Below are 15,247 nucleotides of genomic sequence, written 5' to 3' on the forward strand. Positions count from 1 at the left end.
GGAGGGAGTCAGTCGTGCCGCGAGACGAGTGGGTGACGGAGCGGCTCCACGTCGGCGGAGCGACCATTCATTGCCGACGCAGCACGCGTGGCGACGGCGTGCCGATCGTCCACGTCCACGGCTTCGCGATCTCCGGCGAGTACCTGATGCCCGCCGCGCGACTGCTCGCCGGCCGGCGGGTCAACGTGGTCCCGGACCTGCCCGGGTACGGACGCAGCGAGCGCCGCGATCGGGTCCTGGACATCCCTGCACTGGCCGAGGCGTTGATGGCGGTCCTCGACGCACTCGACATCGAGAAGGCCGTCCTGCTGGGGAACTCGATGGGGTGCCCGGTCGCCCTCGAGGTGGCACACGCGGTGCCCGACCGGGTGCACGGCCTCGTCCTCGTCTCACCCGCAGGCGGCGTGCAGAACCAACCCCTCGTCCGCGCGCTCGGCCAGCTGGGGAAGGACGTGCTGCGGGAGAGCCCGAGGATGTTCCCGATCGCCTTGCCGGACTACGTCAGGTTCGGGCCCGTCAACGGCCTGCGCCTGTTCCACGAGCTGACGCGCTACCCGTCCCTGGRGCGTCTGCTGCACAGCCCGGCCCCGAGCCTGGCCGTGCTGGGTCTTCGTGACCCACTGATGCCCTCGCCGGCTCGCGTCAGCGAGATCGTTCACCTCGCCTCCCAAGACCTTGCGGTTGCGCTCGTCGACACGGCGGCCCACGCGGTGAACTTCAGCCATCCGGCGGAGCTCGCCGCAACGGTCGAGGCCTGGCTCGACGATGCGCTCGTCGGGGGGAGCGCGCGTCTTCCCGCCGGTGTGCGCCTCTTCGCCAGCAACCGCGCCACCGGCTGACGCGTCGCTGGTCGATCAGCTGGTCGGCTCGATCTCCGCGGGCTGCGTGTGGGAGGGACCGACGTCCTCGTGCGCCAGCTCTGATCGGACTCGGGCATCGAAGTAGAGGTAGGCCATGGTGAGCGCGACGTACGGCATCAGCACCGCGTAGGTGACACCCGCCACGATGTTGGCGACCGGGAAGGGAGCGCCGGTGAGCAGGATCAGGAGGGTTCCCAGGATCGGCCCGACGATGCCGGCCACCAGGATCGAGCCGGCCAGCAGGACGATGGTCTTGAGGACCTGGACCCTGACCAGGCCGGCGCTGCGACGGAGGGACCGCAGGGCCGGCAACCCCTCGAAGGCGATGACCGGCACGAAGAGGGCGGCCAGGACGACCACGACCACGGCGAGGGGCGACAGCACGACCGTCAGGCTGAGCAGTCCCACCAGTACCGACGCGACCACGAAGGCGCCGAGCAGCGACCTCCATCGGGTCAGGGCAAGGAGGTAGGCGCGGCGTACGCCGACCTCGTTGCCACGATCCACCTCGCCGAGGGCGTACGTGGTGGCAGCCAGCACCAGCAGGATGCTCGTCCCGATCAGGACATAGCCCAGTGACGCAGCCAGCATGACGCGGATGCCGCCCTCCTCGCCGTTGCCGGAGACCCCTGCGATGTCGGACGCGCTCAGGACCAGGCCCTGCAGGCCGGCCGCGAGGAGGGAGGCCGGGATCGTGAGGAACCCGATGCCGATGAACAACCGCCACCGTGAGGCGTACATGCGTGCTGCCGCACGGACCAGCTGCCCTCCGGCCCTGCGCCTGGCGAGGTGCAGGGGCGTCACCGGGGTCCACGACGTCCGGCGAGCGAGGTAGACCACGAGCAACCCGATGCCGGCGAAGATCAGGAGCAGGCGAGAGGGGTCGGCGACAAGCCTGCGGACGACCTCGGAGCCGCTGGACACCGCGCTGCAGAAGAAGTCGGTGGCGGAGGTGCCGAACAGACCGGCCGCGGGGACCGCGTAGCTCACGTCGCGCCCCTTGGCCTCCTGGTAGCTGATGGGGCGGGTCCAGCTCTCCTTGGTGTTCGGGCCGGTCGGTCCGTTGTAGAACGCCTGCTCGCGTTGGCCCCATCGTCCCTCGAAGCCGATCCAGGGGAAGGCGAGGCGAGCGGCTCGGGGGTCGCTGGGGATCACCGCAACGGCAGGACGCACGTCGTCGGCCGGACCGCGGGTGTCGTCGCAGCCGAATCCCTGCTCACCGGACGTTCCGAGGTACAGCGCGTCGTCGAAGTAGTTGGCGTGGGAGCCGGCGGCGGCATGCACGACGGGGTGGGTGCCGTCGACGACCTGGACCTTCGGGTCGTCCCACCGTGCGACCTCGAGACCCTCGTGCTGGCTGTAGCCCACCTCGAGCGGGTCCTGGTCGAGCGCGTCCGACGCGTCCGAGGCGGCAAACACCAGCTGGATCATCTCCCAGTCGCCCTCGTGCTTGTTCGTGTAGTCGTTGAACGGGTACAGGAACCAGTACTGCAGGGCGAGCCGGTCGTCCCGACCGGCCTCCGTCGCGACGTGTGCGTACGTCGTGGCCCGAGCGCCCGCCGCGGTGGCCCGCACCCACTCCTCGTAGTCGCATCCCGGCTGGAGGGGGTCGCCGGGAAGGTCCAGGTGGTAGCCGTAGAGGCCCTCGCCCACGTCGTCGGCAGTGGGGCCCACCTTGATGAGCTCGTCGCCAGACCAGGGCCCCCGCAGGGCCACACTGCTGCTGCCCAGGACCAGGTCGACGTCGCTGGGTTGATAGGGCTCTCCGGGCCCGCACTCCACGTCCTGGTGCACCAGTGCGACCACGGGAGCGAACCGCTCGGCGAGCGCCTGCTCGGCGTCCTGGGCCACGATTCCTGTCCGCGCCCCGACCGTGACGCTGCTGGCGGGTCCAGCGCTGACCGCTCCTGACAGCACCACCGCCACTGCCAGCGACCAGGCCGTCCACAGCTGTCTGTGCCTCATCGGTTGCTCCATCGTGGCGCGACTTTGTGGACCCCGCAGCGGCGACCTGATCAACGACTATAGGGAATCGGGGGCCGCTTCGGCGGGTGCGCGACCCCGGACAGGTCGACGAGTCCATGCGTGCGCTCGGGTCGCCACGCGACGTGCGTCAGCAGGAGTCCGCGGGTCGGAGTGAGATCACGTCGGCCAGGTCGACCCGCACCACCGTGCCGCGTACGTCGAGGTCGATCCAGCCCTCGGCGCTGTCCACCACCTCGCCGCAGGCGCTCCCGCTGCTGGTCCTGACCTGCACAGAGCTCCCCGCGCTGGACTCCGGCCACCAGTTGCTGGACGCCGAGAGCGCGGTGAGGCCCACCGCGACACAGGTCAGGATGACGCCGGCCCGGAGTCGGCGGGCGCCGGTGCCCGGGTCCGCCGGCGCGCCGAGCGGCCACGCCACGAGCGCCACCAGGAGGAGCCCGGCACCGGCGACCCCGAGGGCGAGGAGCGCCAGCACGCCGGCGACGACCTGCAGCCACAGGGGAAGCCGGGTTCCGTTGTCACCGGTGAACACGCCACACAGCCCGACGAAGGCCAGTGCAGCGAGCTGCAGCTTGTGCCACTCGCGCGCCGATGTGATGAGCGCATCGGGGGCTGCGGGTTGTCGAGGGTCCTGCTCGCGAGGATCAGCCATCGTCCATGCACCCGTCGTTGCGGTTGTCTCGACGGTACGCCCGGCGAACCGCATCTCGCCATGGAAGATGCCTGACCGCGACCGGTAGGTCGCTGGATGCGGATCCTCACGTCCGGGGCCACGATCGGGGTCGGCGCGACGTACCCCAAATGCGGCTGGCAGCCCGACTCGCGTGCGTCCTAGATTGGCACCCCGGAGTGAGGCCGAGCGATGCGCAGATCGATCCTTCCCATGGCGACGTTCCTCCTGGTCGCACTGCCCGTTGGACCCTCCGGGCCCTCGTCGGCCGAGACGGCTCGATCACTCGAGGTCACCACGGCGCCCACCGCCGTCCTGCTCTCGCCGACGACGGTGCAGGTCAACGGCACGCTCGCGTGCGTGGGCGAGGGGGAGTCCGGGTCGATCGGGGTCGTCCTCGTCCAGCCCCCGCAGGACGTCGCCCTGGACGGAGGCGGCTCGACGCCGTTCTCGTGCTCGGCCGGAGAGACGCTGCCGTGGACGGTGGTCGTGAGCGCGAACGAGCCCTCGACGTTCACCACCGGCGCGGCGCGGTTCGACACCTTCGCGAGCACCGACTGCTCGGATGACGAGGTGGACTGCCCGAGCAACGGCATGGACGGGACGCTGCAGATCAGGAAGGCACCCACCTGTCTCGGCAGGTCGGYGACCATCGTGGGGACCCGAGGCGATGACCGCATCGACGGCACGCCCCAGGACGATGTGATCGTCGGGCGCGGGGGCCGCGACGTCATCTTCGCGGCGGCGGGGGACGACCTCGTCTGCGGCGACGACGGCAGCGACGTGATCGACGCCGGCGCCGGCGACGACCGCGCGTCCGGCGCGACGGGGCCGGACTTCATCACCGGGGTGGACGGCGACGACGAGATCCGCGGCGGTTCGGGGGAGGACGTGCTGAACTTCGGCGACGAGGAGAACGGCGACGACGTCGTGATCGGCGGCGAGGGCGACGACGACCTCCATGCCGGCGTCGGACGCGACCGACTCTTCGGCAACGGTGGCGACGACACCCTCTATGAGGGGGAGGTGGACGCGCCGTTGGTCGACCTGTTCTCCGGTGGGATCGGCATCGACCTCTGCTGGGCGGGTGCCGAGGACGTCGTCCGAGGGTGTGAATAGGACCCACTCGGCCGTGGGGCATCGAAGTCCTGGTCACCGTCGACCCCGACCGTGACTACCAGCCACGAACCCCGGAAATGACCAACGGACCTACGTTTCCGTAGGTCCGTTGTCGCTCATGTCCTGAGACATCACACGGTCGGGCTGACAGGATTTGAACCTGCGACCCCCTGACCCCCAGTCAGGTGCGCTACCAAGCTGCGCTACAGCCCGAACACCCATCACCTGCGTGATGGGCGAGCGAAACCTTACCCCAGCGCTCGCGTCGATCGACAATCAGGTCGGACGCGTCGCGAGGGGTCAGGCCATGGTGCCCAGCGAGGGCCCGACGAAGCCAGGGAAGACGCGGCTGGAGTCGGCTCCGAAACGGCTCCGCACCACCTCGGCGAGGACGCTGCGGTAGTCCGTGGTGACCGTCAGATCGGCGTCCGGACTGTTGGTGAGGCCGGGCCAGCTGCCGTGGTAGCGACCGCCCTGCACTCCCGCCCCGGCCAGGAACATGACATTGCCGTGACCGTGGTCGAGGCCGTAGTTGGCGTTCTCGGCCACCCGGCGGCCGAACTCGCTCAGGCACACCACCGTCACCTTGTCGCCGAACGAGCCGATGTCGGTGAAGAAGGCCGCCAGCGCGGAGGCGAAGGTGGCAGCGTTGTCCTTGAGCTTGCCCCACTCGAGGGTGCCGACGCCGGTGTGCATGTCCCAGTCGCCCTGGTCGACGGTGATGACCTGGACGCCGACATCGCCGCGGATGATGCGGGCGGCGTGCGCAAGGGCCTGGCCGAGGTCTCCGCGGGGGTACGTCGCGCCGCCCACCGGCGTCGCCGAGCCCGCCACGACGGGGGCCAGGATGTCGACGGCCGCGAAGGTGTCCCGGGCCGCGATGCCCAGCGCGGACCTGTCCGAGCCCCACAGGGTCTTCAGGCTCGAGCGACGCCTGGCCGCCTGGCCGTCCTCCTCGCCCGGGATCGAGAGCCGGTCGAGCGACGAGGCCGCCATGGCGGGCGACGGCCCGGACAGCGAGGTGGGTACGACGCCGCTGCCGAGACCGATGCCCTGCACCGGGCTGGTGAGGGCGTCGAGACCGATGAGGCGGTTGAGCCACCCGACGCGGGTCGAGGAGCCGGCGCTTGCGTCCTCGATCTCCTCCATGGCCGAGAAGTGCGAGCGGTTGGCCGCAGGCAGGCCGGTGGCGTGCACGGCCGCGAGCCGACCCGAGCTCCACAGGGGGAGCAGGGGAGCCAGTGAGGGGTGCAGCCCGAACATCCCGTCGCGGGCGAGCAGCCGCTCGGCGGGGACCGCGATGCCCGGACGCGCCGCGTAGTAGACCGGGTCGGCGTGCGGCACCACCAGGGAGAGGCCGTCGGCCGCGCCCCTCAGGGACACCACCACCAGCACCGACGGGGCCGGGGCGGAGGCAGCCGCCGAGGCGCGCACCTCGGCGCCGCCGTACACCACCGAGAGGCCGGCCAGGCCGGCCGCGGTCCCGAGGAGGGTCCGCCGTGACAGGCGGGCGCCGGCGAACTCTGCGCAGCAGTCGTCGTCGAGGGTCGTCATGTCGGTCACCGGGTCATGTGGGCGGGGGAGTCGAGCAGGGTCACGAGCAGGCGGGGCATGCCCCACTTCACGAGGTCGTGGGACGTGGTGATGGTGGTGCCGGGGCGCAGCCCGGTCGCCTGGCAGCACGCCTTGAGGAGCTGCTTGCTGGCCGGGCGGAACAGGATCCGCTCCGCGAGGTGGTCGACGAGGTCGTCGAAGCGGACCTTCTTCTGCGGCAGCCAGGAGTGGGGGGAGCGGTAGGAGATGTCCTTGCTCGGCCACCAGGCCCCGGCCATGCCCCAGTGCATGCCGAACGACGCGGCCATCCGGCCGGCCGATGCCCAGGCCTCGTTGGTGATCGGGGCTCCGTCGGGCCGGCTCCAGGAGAACGGACGTCCACCGAGGCCGTCGGTCTGCCACAGGATGGCCTCGGCGGCCGAGTCCTGGGTGGACGGTCGGCGCACGGTCACGCCCAGGGCCCGGTACGTCGCGACCACGTCCTCGGCCGGGTCGCGGACCTTGGTGCCCCGCGAGGCCTTGAAGACGGACGACCCGACCAGCGCCTCGAGCACCGGGACGATGGCGGTGTCGTGGTGGAGGTAGACCTTGGCCAGCATGTCGACCAGCGACTGCGGAGGGTCGTCGCGGACGAACTTCACGGCCAGTCGGCGCGCGATGCGCTTCGCGGTGGCCGGGTGGTGGGCGAGGTGGTCGGTGTAGCGCCGGGTCAGGTCGCGGCCGTCGGCGGAGCGGTTGGGATCGCTGAACCCCATCACCCGGACCGGGCCGGTCGCGTGGTCCTCGGGGGAGTACGCCGCCGCGAAGGTCTTCCAGACGTCCACCCGCCACCCGGTGAGGATGCGCGCCGAGTCCTTGACGTCGGCCTCGGTGAACAGGCCGCGGCCGACGGTGTGCAGCTCGAGCAGCTCGCGCCCGAGGTTCTCGTTGGGGTGGGAGGCGGTGGAGGTGGCGTTGTCCAGGTAGATCCCCATCGCCGGGTGCGTGGTGACGGTGAAGAGGAGGTCGCTGAACCGGCCGAGCGCACGCTCGCGGATCGCGTCGCCGTACGCCACCCGGTGCGTGAACACGCCGTCGGCGGCGACGGGCACGTGGAAGTGGTTCTCCCAGAGCTCGGTCATCACCTCGAGGACCTGGCGACGGGAGGTCACCCGGCGGACCAGCGCCCGGCGCATGTAGTCCTCCATCACCATCCAGCCGGGCTCGACCTCGCTCTGGGTGCGCTGCCACAGGTCGAGCGGGCTGCGCTGCAGTGACGGCCACCAGCCGTCGACCGCACGGCCCGGACCGTCCCCGACCGCGCCGGGGGAGAGCTGGTCGGCGAACCACGCCTCGGCGCCGTGGCGACGGACGTCGCGCACCAGCTCCTTGGTCAGTCCGTAGGAGAACYGGGTGACGAGGTGGCGATCGGCGCCGGGGAGCACGTCGGCGGACGGCTTCTTCCGGCGCTTGTCTCCACGGGGCTTCCGCCCCTTCGTCCCAGGCACGGGCACGAGGTTATGTCCGTTGTTACCAAGGTAAAGAAGCAATGGTCCGGGATGGCCCGAAAGGACTAGTCATCCGGACCGGTCAGCCGACGCCGGGCTCCGGGAGCGCCCCGAAGGTCTGGTTGCAGTCCTCGCCCCGGCAGGTGATCAGCTGGCTGCGGCGCTGCTCGAGAGCCGCGCGGACCGCTGCGTACGCCGGGTCGTCGATGCGGTTGACCAGCTGGTCGGGATCGAGGTCGTCGTCGTAGAGGAACGCATCGGCACCGTTGACGCCGTACAGGTAGCGGTCGGTCCGCACGCCGCGGTAGGCCCACCCGTCGCCGCCGTCGTCCCCGGTCTGCACGAGGGTCGTGTCACGGAAGGGCTGGTCGAGACCGCGCAGGGTGGGCACGAAGGACGTCCCGTCGACGGACCACTCCGCGGAGGCGCCGGCGATCGCGGCGAAGGTCGCGGGCAGGTCGACGAGGGTCACCGGCAGGTCGGAGGTCGTGCCGGGGGCGATGCCGGGTCCGCGCACCAGCAGCGGCACCTGCAGGACCGGCTGCGTCAGGACGTTCTTGCCGACGAAGCGGTGCTCGCCCAGCGAGTACCCGTTGTCGGAGCCGAAGACGATCACGGTGTGGTCGAGCTCACCGGTCTCGCGCAGCGTGTCGATCAGGGAGCCGACGGCGCGGTCCACGGACTGAAGCGCCCGGAGGCGCGCCCGGTGCTCGTCGACGACCATCTGCGGATCGGCCTCGCGGCGGTTGCGGAACGGCCGGGGCTGGTCGAGGACCGCCCGCTCGTTGAAGGCCGGGTCCTTCATCGAGGGCGGCATGGCGTGCGGGAACCGGTCCGCGTCCCGGGGGGCGCTCGGGGGGAGCACCGCCCTGCCGTCGTCGAGCCGGTAGTGCGGAGCCAGGTGCCACGAGAAGAGGAGGAACGGCTCGTCCTTGCGGGCGAACTGGCGCACGGTGTCGTTGGTGCGCTCGGCGATCACGTCCGTGACGTAGCTGTCCTTGAAGACCGCGGGACTGTCGTCGTCGTCGGCGAACGCGAAGTTGAGGTAGTCGTACACGCCGGCCACGAGCGCGTCCCAGTGGGTCCACCCCGAGGGTCGGACGTCGTCGGCGGTGTAGCCGTTGAGGAACTTGCCCACGAACCCGGTCTGGTAGCCGGACCTGCCGAACCAGCTGCTGATCTCGTGCGTCGGGTCCAGCGCCTGGAAGCCGCCGAAGGGACCGGCGTTGTGCTGGACGCCGTTGTTCTGGGCGTACTGGCCGGTGACCAGCTCGGCCCTTGCCGGACAGCACAGCGGGTGCGGCGAGATGGCGTCGGTGAAGTCGAGCCCCTGGTCGGCGATCAGCCGCTGGGTCCGGGGCATCCACTGCAGGTCGTCGTCGCGCATGTCGTCGGTCATCACGAAGACCACGTTCGGGCGCTCGTCGCGGAGGGCGCCGCGCGACACCGGACCCTTGTCTGCGGAGACCGGGAGCCGGTCGGTGCCGGCCGCCACCGGGACCACGGTGGGAGTCGGCTCGGAGGGGCCTGCGAGGCCGGCCGCGGCCGACGACACCACCAGCGCGGCGGCCAGCACGGCCGTGCCGCCCCGCATCCACCCGTGCATCATGTCCCCTGGATCGCCCCGCTCGAAGGCCCCAGAGTAGGGGGACGGGAGGCAGTCACCCAAAGCGACGCAGTGTCTTGGACGGGTGTCCTCTACTCTGGTGCGCGAAGTACTGCCAGCACCCGAGTGGAAGGGCCTCCCCAGACCCCCATGGACGGCTATCAAAGTCGCCGCACGACCGTTTCCCTGAGCATCGCAGGAGGCGCGTCGTGACCCCGTGGCTCCTCCTGCTCGTCTCGTTCGCCCTCATCGCGATCTGCGGTGTGTTCGTCGCGGCCGAGTTCTCCTTCGTCACCGTGGACCGGGCCACCGTCGAACGCGCCGCCAGCGGCGGCGACGCCTCGGCCGCCGGCGTCCAGCGGGCCCTGAAGTCCCTCTCGACGCAGCTCTCCGGGGCCCAGGTGGGCATCACGGTGACCAACCTGGCGGTCGGCTTCCTGGCCGAGCCCGCCATCGCCACGCTGGTGCGCGACCCGCTGACGGCGGTCGGGGTGCCGGCGGGGTGGGTGCCGCCCATCTCGGTCGCCATCGGCCTGACCCTCGGCACGATCCTCACGATGCTCTTCGGCGAGATGGTCCCCAAGAACCTCGCGCTGGCGAAGCCGCTCGAGACCGCGCGCGCCACGCAGGGCTTCATGCGCGGCTTCACGGCCGCGTCCCGCTGGCCCATCAAGGTGCTCAACAACTCCGCCAATGCGCTCGTACGACGCCTCGGCATCGAGCCCCAGGAGGAGCTGCGCTCGGCGCGGAGCTCCGAGGAGCTCGCGTCGCTCGTGCAGCGCTCCGCCGACCAGGGCACGCTCGACGCCGAGACCGCCGAGCTCATGGAGCGCAGTGTGGAGTTCGGAACCCGCACCGCCGGCGAGATCATGACGCCCCGGGTCCGCACCAGGACCGTCGAGGAGGGCGACCGCGCGAGCACGATCATCGAGCTGGCCCGCCAGACGGGGCTCTCCCGCTTCCCGGTCCTCGACCAGGAGGACGCCGTCGTGGGCACCGTCCACGTCAAGCACGCCGTGGCGCTCCCGGTCCACGAGCGGGCCACCACCCGGATCAAGCACATCATGGTCAAGCCGACGGTCGTCCCCGACAGCCTGCGGCTCGACCCGCTGCTGGCACTGCTCCGCGGTGACGGCTTCCAGATGGCCATCGTGCTCGACGAGTACGGCGGCCACGCGGGCATCGTGACCCTGGAGGACGTCGTCGAGGAGATCGTCGGCGACATCTCCGACGAGCACGACCGTCTCGGGGCGCGCGCCCGCCAGCGACGCGACGGCGCCTGGAGTCTGTCGGGCCTGCTGCGACCCGACGAGGTCGAGGACGCCACCGGCATCGAGCTGCCCGACCACGAGGACTACGACACCATCGGCGGGCTGGTGATGCAGCGTCTCGGCAAGATCCCGCACGCCGGCGACCGGGTCGAGGTGCCGGTGCCGGACCGCTCGGTTCCCGACGAGCCGCGCGAGGACCTCGCGACCCTCACCGTCGAGCGAATGGACGGGCTGCGCATCGACCGGCTCGAGCTGCGGCTGGTCACCCTGGACGAGCTGTCCGGCGAGGGTCCGGACGCGGACGACGAGGAGGTGGACGAGCGTGGGTGACGTCACCGGCGTGGTCGTGGCCGTCGTGCTCCTCGTCCTCAACGCCTTCTTCGTGGGCGCGGAGTTCGCCCTGCTGTCGGCCCGCCGCAGCCAGATCGAGCCGCTGGCCCAGGCCGGCTCCCGGTCGGGGCGCACCGCGCTGCGCGCGATGGAGCAGGTCTCCCTCGTCATGGCCGGCGCCCAGCTCGGCATCACGGTCTGCTCGCTCGGCCTCGGTGCCGTCGGCGAGCCTGCCGTGGCCCACCTGCTCGAGCCGGTGTTCCACGCGCTCCGCGTCCCGGAGGCGGCCCTGCACCCGGTGTCCTTCGTGGTCGCGATGTCGATCGTCGTCTACCTGCACGTGGTGCTGGGCGAGATGGTCCCCAAGAACATCGCCCTGGCCGGTCCCACCCGCGCCGCGCTGATGCTCGGTCCGCCCATGATGGTCATCGTCACCGTGCTGCGACCGGTCATCCTGCTGCTCAACCTGGCCGCCAACGGCATCCTGCGGCTCATCCGGGTCGAGCCCAAGGAGGAGGTCAGCTCGAGCTACACCCGCGAGGAGGTCGCGGCCCTGGTCGAGGAGTCACGCGGCGAGGGCATGATCGCCGCCGACGAGTACGACCGTCTCGCCGGCGCCCTGGGCTTCACCGAGAAGACCGTGACGACCGTGCTGATGCCCGTGGAGGGCCTCGCCACCGTGCTGCGCGGGTCGACGGCGGCCGACGTGGAGGCCCTGTGTGCCGCGACCGGCTTCAGCCGCTTCCCGGTCGCCGAGCCGGATGGCACGCTCGTGGGCTACCTCCACATCAAGGACGTGCTCGAGAGCGACGAGGAGCGGCGCCAGCGCCCGGTCGACGACAAGTGGGTACGTCCCTTCGCCACCGTCGGGACCGACGACCTGCTCCACGAGGCCCTCGAGAGCCTCCAGCTGCGCGGCGCCCACATGGCACGCGTCGTACGCCGCGACGGCGAGGTCCTCGGCCTCGTCACCCTCGAGGACGTCCTCGAGGAGCTGGTCGGCGTGATCCGCGACGGTTCGCACCACGAGGCCGGGTCGAGTGCCGTCGAGTCGTGACCGTCCGCGCGACCCTCGCTGGATAGGGTGAGCAGGAAGTGATCCCGACTCACCCGATGGCAGGCGATTCCGTGCAGGAGCAGACCCACCGCTCACGCGTGTGGACGATCCCCAACCTGCTCAGCATGGCTCGGCTGGCCGGCGTGCCCGTCTTCCTCTGGCTCGTCCTCGGACCCGAGGCCGACGCCCTGGCCCTGGCCCTGCTGATGGTCTCCGGCGTCACCGACTGGCTCGACGGCTACCTCGCGCGCCGGCTCGACCAGCACTCGAGCCTGGGGGAGATCCTCGACCCCGTCGCCGACCGCCTCTACATCCTGGCGGTCGTCGTGGGACTCGCGCTGCGCGACATCGTCCCGTGGTGGGTCGCGATCATCCTGCCGCTGCGCGACCTGCTGCTGTGGGGCCTGGTGCCCATCCTGCGCACCCGCGGCTACAGCGCCCTGCCGGTGCACTTCCTCGGCAAGGCCGCGACCTTCAACCTGCTCTACGCCTTCCCGCTGCTGCTGCTCGGTGAGGGCGACGGTGCGGTGCCGATGCTCGCCCGGGTGTTCGGCTGGGCCTTCGCGTTCTGGGGGATCGGCCTCTACTGGTGGGCCGGCGTCCTGTACGCCTGGCAGGTGCGGGCGCTGGTGCGCGACACCGAGCGACGACCACCACGGGTGGGCCGCGATGCCTGACCTGTCCGCGCCCGAGCGGCAGCGCGAGCTGCCCGAGCACGTCACCACGCCCTTGCTCGCCCTGGTCACGACGCGCTCGATGGACGAGGACTACGCCCACGTGGCCCGCCGCAAGGCGGAGCGGGGCGAGTCCACGGCCACGGCGGGGCGCGGGTGGACCACGCTGCTCATCGTCGGCACCTTCGGGCTCCTGGTCACGGTGGCCGGGGTCCAGACGTCGCGGGACGCCGACGTGCAGGAGCTCGGCCGGTCGACCCTGATCTCCAAGATCGACGAGGGGCGCGACGAGGTCGCGGCGCTCCAGCGCGACATCCGCACGCTGAGCGAGTCGCGGATCACCGCCCAGGACCGCAACGACACCCTCGCGACCCAGGCCGACGACCTCGACACCCGTCTGCGCCGCCTGGAGGTGCGCACCGGGTTCGTCCCGGTCCGCGGCGAGGGCGTGCGGATCACCGTCACCAACCCGCAGAGCGACGACCCCAACGACGAGGTCCGCGACGAGGACCTGGCGACGCTGGTCGACGGTCTGTGGCAGGCCGGGGCCGAGGCCATCGCCATCAACGGGATCCGGCTCACCGCGCTCAGCGGGATCCGCAACACCGGCCGGGCCATCCTGGTCAACAGCCAACCCCTCACCCCGCCGTACGTCGTCGAGGCCATCGGCGACAACGCCACCCTCCAGGCCCGGCTGCTCGAGACCAGCCAGGGACAGGAGTGGTTCGGCCTCGTCAACGGCCTCGGCTTCGGCTACGAGGCCGAGAATGTCACCATGGTCCGACTTCCGGCGAGCACGTTGCGCCCCTTGCGCGACGTCACCGAGAAGTCCTCGGACAACCCGGCCAACACGGAGGAGGGGGTCACGCCGTGATCGCAGCACTCGGACTCCTGCTCGGCGTGCTCGCCGGACTCGTCTTCGCCCCCGACGTCCCGCTGGGCCTCGAGCCCTACCTGCCGATCGCGGTGGTGGCCGCCCTCGATGCCGTCTTCGGCGGCCTGCGCGCCTTCCTGGACGGCATCTTCGACGACAAGGTCTTCGTCGTCTCCTTCATCAGCAACGTCGTGATCGCCGCGCTCATCGTCTACATGGGCGACAAGCTCGGGGTCGGCAGCCAGCTGTCGACCGGTGTCATCGTGGTGCTCGGGATCCGCATCTTCTCCAACGTCGCCGCCATCCGGCGCCACCTCTTCCATGCCTGAGCCCACGTCCGACTCCGAGCCCGGCGCCGAGCCCGGGGCCGCGGCGGCGCCCGGGACGGAGCAGCCGCCCGAGCACCCGGAGCCCCACCACCCGGAGCCCCACCACCACAGGCGCGGTCCCGATCGCCCGGCCCCGGACGAGGAGGACGCCGGCCGCCAGCGGCTCGCGTTCACCCTGCGCCACGGCTCCCGGGCCCAGGTCGTCGTGGCGGTGCTCCTCGCGGTGCTCGGCTTCGCGTCCGTCGTCCAGGTGCGCAACAACGAGCAGGACAACACCTACGCGGGCCTGCGCGAGCAGGACCTCATCGAGATCCTCAACGCCCTCACCGGCACCGCCGAGCGCGCGCGGCGCGAGCGCGACCGGCTCGAGCAGACCCGCGATGAGCTCCGCTCCGAGAACACCAGCCGTGAGGCCGCCCTGTCCCAGACCCAGCAGCGGGCCCAGACGCTCAACATCCTGGCCGGCCTCGTGCCGGTGACCGGACCCGGCATCCGGATCACGATCGAGGAGGGGGCCGGGCCGGTGAGCGTCGGGTCGCTGCTCGACATCGTCCAGGAGATGCGGACCGCCGACGCCGAGGCCATCGAGTTCAACGACAAGTACCGGGTGGTCGCCCAGAGCTCCTTCAACGAGGCCGTCGGCGGCATCGAGCTCGACGGCAACCTGCTGGAGCCGCCGTACGTCATCGACGTCATCGGCGACCCGCACTCGCTGCACGGCGGCCTCACCTTCGCGAGCGGTCCGATCGAGACGCTCGAGCAGTACGACGGCGCCACCGTGGACGTGCAGGAGCTCGACTCCCTGGACATCACCAGCGTCCGCGACCCCGTCCGACCCGTCAACGCAGAAGCCGATCCCGACCAGTAGCCTGCCCGTGCACCGACCAGCAACCGAGGAGACACCGTGTACCCCGAGGACCTGAAGTACACCAGCGAGCACGAGTGGGTGCGCATGSCCGGCGAGACCGAGGGCTCGGTCCGCATCGGGATCACGCACTTCGCACAGGACGCGCTCGGCGACATCGTCTACGTGTCGCTGCCCGAGGTGGGGGCGCAGGTGACCGGCGGCGAGACGTGCGGCGAGCTGGAGTCCACCAAGTCGGTGAGCGACGTCTACGCCCCGCTGACCGGTGAGGTCGTGTCCCGCAACGACGCTCTCGACGCGACTCCCGAGCTGGTCAACACCGACCCGTACGCCGCCGGCTGGCTCTTCGAGCTCGTACCCTCGGATGCCGGCCAGGTCGAGGGTCTGCTCGACGCCGCCGCGTACCAGGCCGGGCTCGAGGGCTGAGGCTCCCACTCCCACCCCTGGCTGGTAGGTTCGTCACAACCGTCAACCTCAGGCCACGCCTGAGGGTTGGCGGTTCCCAGTACCGTCAGGTCTCAGCCCCGAGGAGGGTTCATGCCGTTCTGCACCGCTTGTGGCAAGC

At 71.1% G+C, this 15,247-nt stretch carries 14 protein-coding genes and 1 tRNA gene; 9 read left to right on the forward strand and 6 right to left on the reverse strand.

All coding sequences use genetic code 11. From position 1 onward, the window contains the following. The first annotated feature begins 14 nt into the window (after positions 1-14). Positions 15-839, forward strand: coding sequence for an alpha/beta fold hydrolase (locus tag AC1DQF_RS08370; RefSeq protein ID WP_477524758.1), 825 nt, complete (start codon positions 15-17; stop codon positions 837-839). Positions 840-854: 15 nt separating this feature from the next. Here the strand turns inward: AC1DQF_RS08370 and AC1DQF_RS08375 are convergent, their stop codons facing one another. Both AC1DQF_RS08375 and AC1DQF_RS08380 read right to left on the reverse strand, forming a co-directional pair. Beyond that, entirely contained in the window at positions 855-2,825 is a 1,971-nt protein-coding gene (locus AC1DQF_RS08375; protein WP_477524759.1) for a hypothetical protein, read from the reverse strand. Positions 2,826-2,973: 148 nt separating this feature from the next. After that, complete coding sequence (locus AC1DQF_RS08380; protein WP_477524760.1) at positions 2,974-3,498, reverse strand: hypothetical protein; 525 nt, start codon at positions 3,496-3,498, stop codon at positions 2,974-2,976. Between the two features lie 231 nt (positions 3,499-3,729). Here AC1DQF_RS08380 and AC1DQF_RS08385 point away from each other — a divergent pair, with 231 nt between their 5' ends. Continuing rightward, positions 3,730-4,635 carry a calcium-binding protein gene (locus AC1DQF_RS08385; RefSeq protein ID WP_477524761.1) on the forward strand — a complete coding sequence of 302 codons (906 nt, stop codon included), beginning with the start codon at positions 3,730-3,732 and terminating at the stop codon, positions 4,633-4,635. A 139-nt stretch (positions 4,636-4,774) separates the two neighbouring features. Here AC1DQF_RS08385 and AC1DQF_RS08390 read toward each other — a convergent pair. The 4 genes from AC1DQF_RS08390 to AC1DQF_RS08405 all read right to left on the reverse strand — a co-directional run bounded on the left by AC1DQF_RS08390 (position 4,775) and on the right by AC1DQF_RS08405 (position 9,285). Further along, positions 4,775-4,848, reverse strand: a tRNA-Pro gene (locus AC1DQF_RS08390). A gap of 87 nt (positions 4,849-4,935) precedes the next feature. After that, on the reverse strand, positions 4,936-6,189 hold the full coding sequence (locus AC1DQF_RS08395; protein WP_477524762.1) for a DUF1501 domain-containing protein: 1,254 nt from the start codon (positions 6,187-6,189) through the stop codon (positions 4,936-4,938). 5 nt (positions 6,190-6,194) lie between these two features. After that, positions 6,195-7,676, reverse strand: a complete 1,482-nt coding sequence (locus tag AC1DQF_RS08400) for a DUF1800 domain-containing protein (protein WP_477524763.1) — start codon at positions 7,674-7,676, stop codon at positions 6,195-6,197. Between the two features lie 82 nt (positions 7,677-7,758). Continuing rightward, on the reverse strand, positions 7,759-9,285 hold the full coding sequence (locus tag AC1DQF_RS08405) for a sulfatase family protein (RefSeq protein ID WP_477524764.1): 1,527 nt from the start codon (positions 9,283-9,285) through the stop codon (positions 7,759-7,761). Positions 9,286-9,491: 206 nt separating this feature from the next. On the opposite strand from AC1DQF_RS08405, the gene AC1DQF_RS08410 reads away from it, so the two are divergent. The 7 genes from AC1DQF_RS08410 to gcvH are packed head-to-tail and all read left to right on the forward strand — an operon-like array spanning position 9,492 to position 15,108. Then, positions 9,492-10,883 (forward strand): hemolysin family protein, encoded by a 1,392-nt coding sequence (locus tag AC1DQF_RS08410; protein ID WP_477524765.1) that lies wholly within the window; start codon positions 9,492-9,494, stop codon positions 10,881-10,883. Then, complete coding sequence (locus AC1DQF_RS08415; RefSeq protein ID WP_477524766.1) at positions 10,876-11,940, forward strand: hemolysin family protein; 1,065 nt, start codon at positions 10,876-10,878, stop codon at positions 11,938-11,940. The genes AC1DQF_RS08410 and AC1DQF_RS08415 overlap by 8 nt, the downstream gene beginning before the upstream one ends. Positions 11,941-11,996: 56 nt before the next feature. Further along, positions 11,997-12,617 carry a cardiolipin synthase ClsA gene (clsA, locus tag AC1DQF_RS08420; protein ID WP_477524767.1) on the forward strand — a complete coding sequence of 207 codons (621 nt, stop codon included), beginning with the start codon at positions 11,997-11,999 and terminating at the stop codon, positions 12,615-12,617. After that, complete coding sequence (locus AC1DQF_RS08425) at positions 12,610-13,488, forward strand: DUF881 domain-containing protein (protein WP_477524768.1); 879 nt, start codon at positions 12,610-12,612, stop codon at positions 13,486-13,488. Before clsA ends, AC1DQF_RS08425 begins: the two co-directional genes overlap by 8 nt. After that, positions 13,485-13,817: a small basic family protein gene (locus AC1DQF_RS08430; protein ID WP_056927906.1), complete on the forward strand. Its 333-nt coding sequence runs from the start codon at positions 13,485-13,487 to the stop codon at positions 13,815-13,817. Before AC1DQF_RS08425 ends, AC1DQF_RS08430 begins: the two co-directional genes overlap by 4 nt. Further along, a complete protein-coding gene (locus AC1DQF_RS08435; protein WP_477524769.1) occupies positions 13,810-14,685 on the forward strand; it encodes a DUF881 domain-containing protein in 876 nt (291 codons plus the stop codon). Before AC1DQF_RS08430 ends, AC1DQF_RS08435 begins: the two co-directional genes overlap by 8 nt. Before the next feature lie 36 nt (positions 14,686-14,721). After that, on the forward strand, positions 14,722-15,108 hold the full coding sequence (gcvH, locus tag AC1DQF_RS08440) for a glycine cleavage system protein GcvH (protein WP_477524770.1): 387 nt from the start codon (positions 14,722-14,724) through the stop codon (positions 15,106-15,108). Positions 15,109-15,247: the final 139 nt, after the last annotated feature.

It is taken from the genome of Nocardioides sp. P4_G4 (genome assembly GCF_056401085.1).

Bases quoted from the DNA above. Each gene is read 5' to 3' on its own strand.
- AC1DQF_RS08375 (WP_477524759.1), bottom strand. From the start codon at position 2,825: ATGAGGCACAGACAGCTGTGGACGGCCTGGTCGCTGGCAGTGGCGGTG.
- AC1DQF_RS08380 (WP_477524760.1), bottom strand. From the start codon at position 3,498: ATGGCTGATCCTCGCGAGCAGGACCCTCGACAACCCGCAGCCCCCGAT.
- AC1DQF_RS08395 (WP_477524762.1), bottom strand. From the start codon at position 6,189: ATGACGACCCTCGACGACGACTGCTGCGCAGAGTTCGCCGGCGCCCGC.
- AC1DQF_RS08405 (WP_477524764.1), bottom strand. From the start codon at position 9,285: ATGATGCACGGGTGGATGCGGGGCGGCACGGCCGTGCTGGCCGCCGCG.
- clsA (WP_477524767.1), top strand. From the start codon at position 11,997: ATGGCAGGCGATTCCGTGCAGGAGCAGACCCACCGCTCACGCGTGTGG.
- AC1DQF_RS08425 (WP_477524768.1), top strand. From the start codon at position 12,610: ATGCCTGACCTGTCCGCGCCCGAGCGGCAGCGCGAGCTGCCCGAGCAC.
- AC1DQF_RS08435 (WP_477524769.1), top strand. From the start codon at position 13,810: ATGCCTGAGCCCACGTCCGACTCCGAGCCCGGCGCCGAGCCCGGGGCC.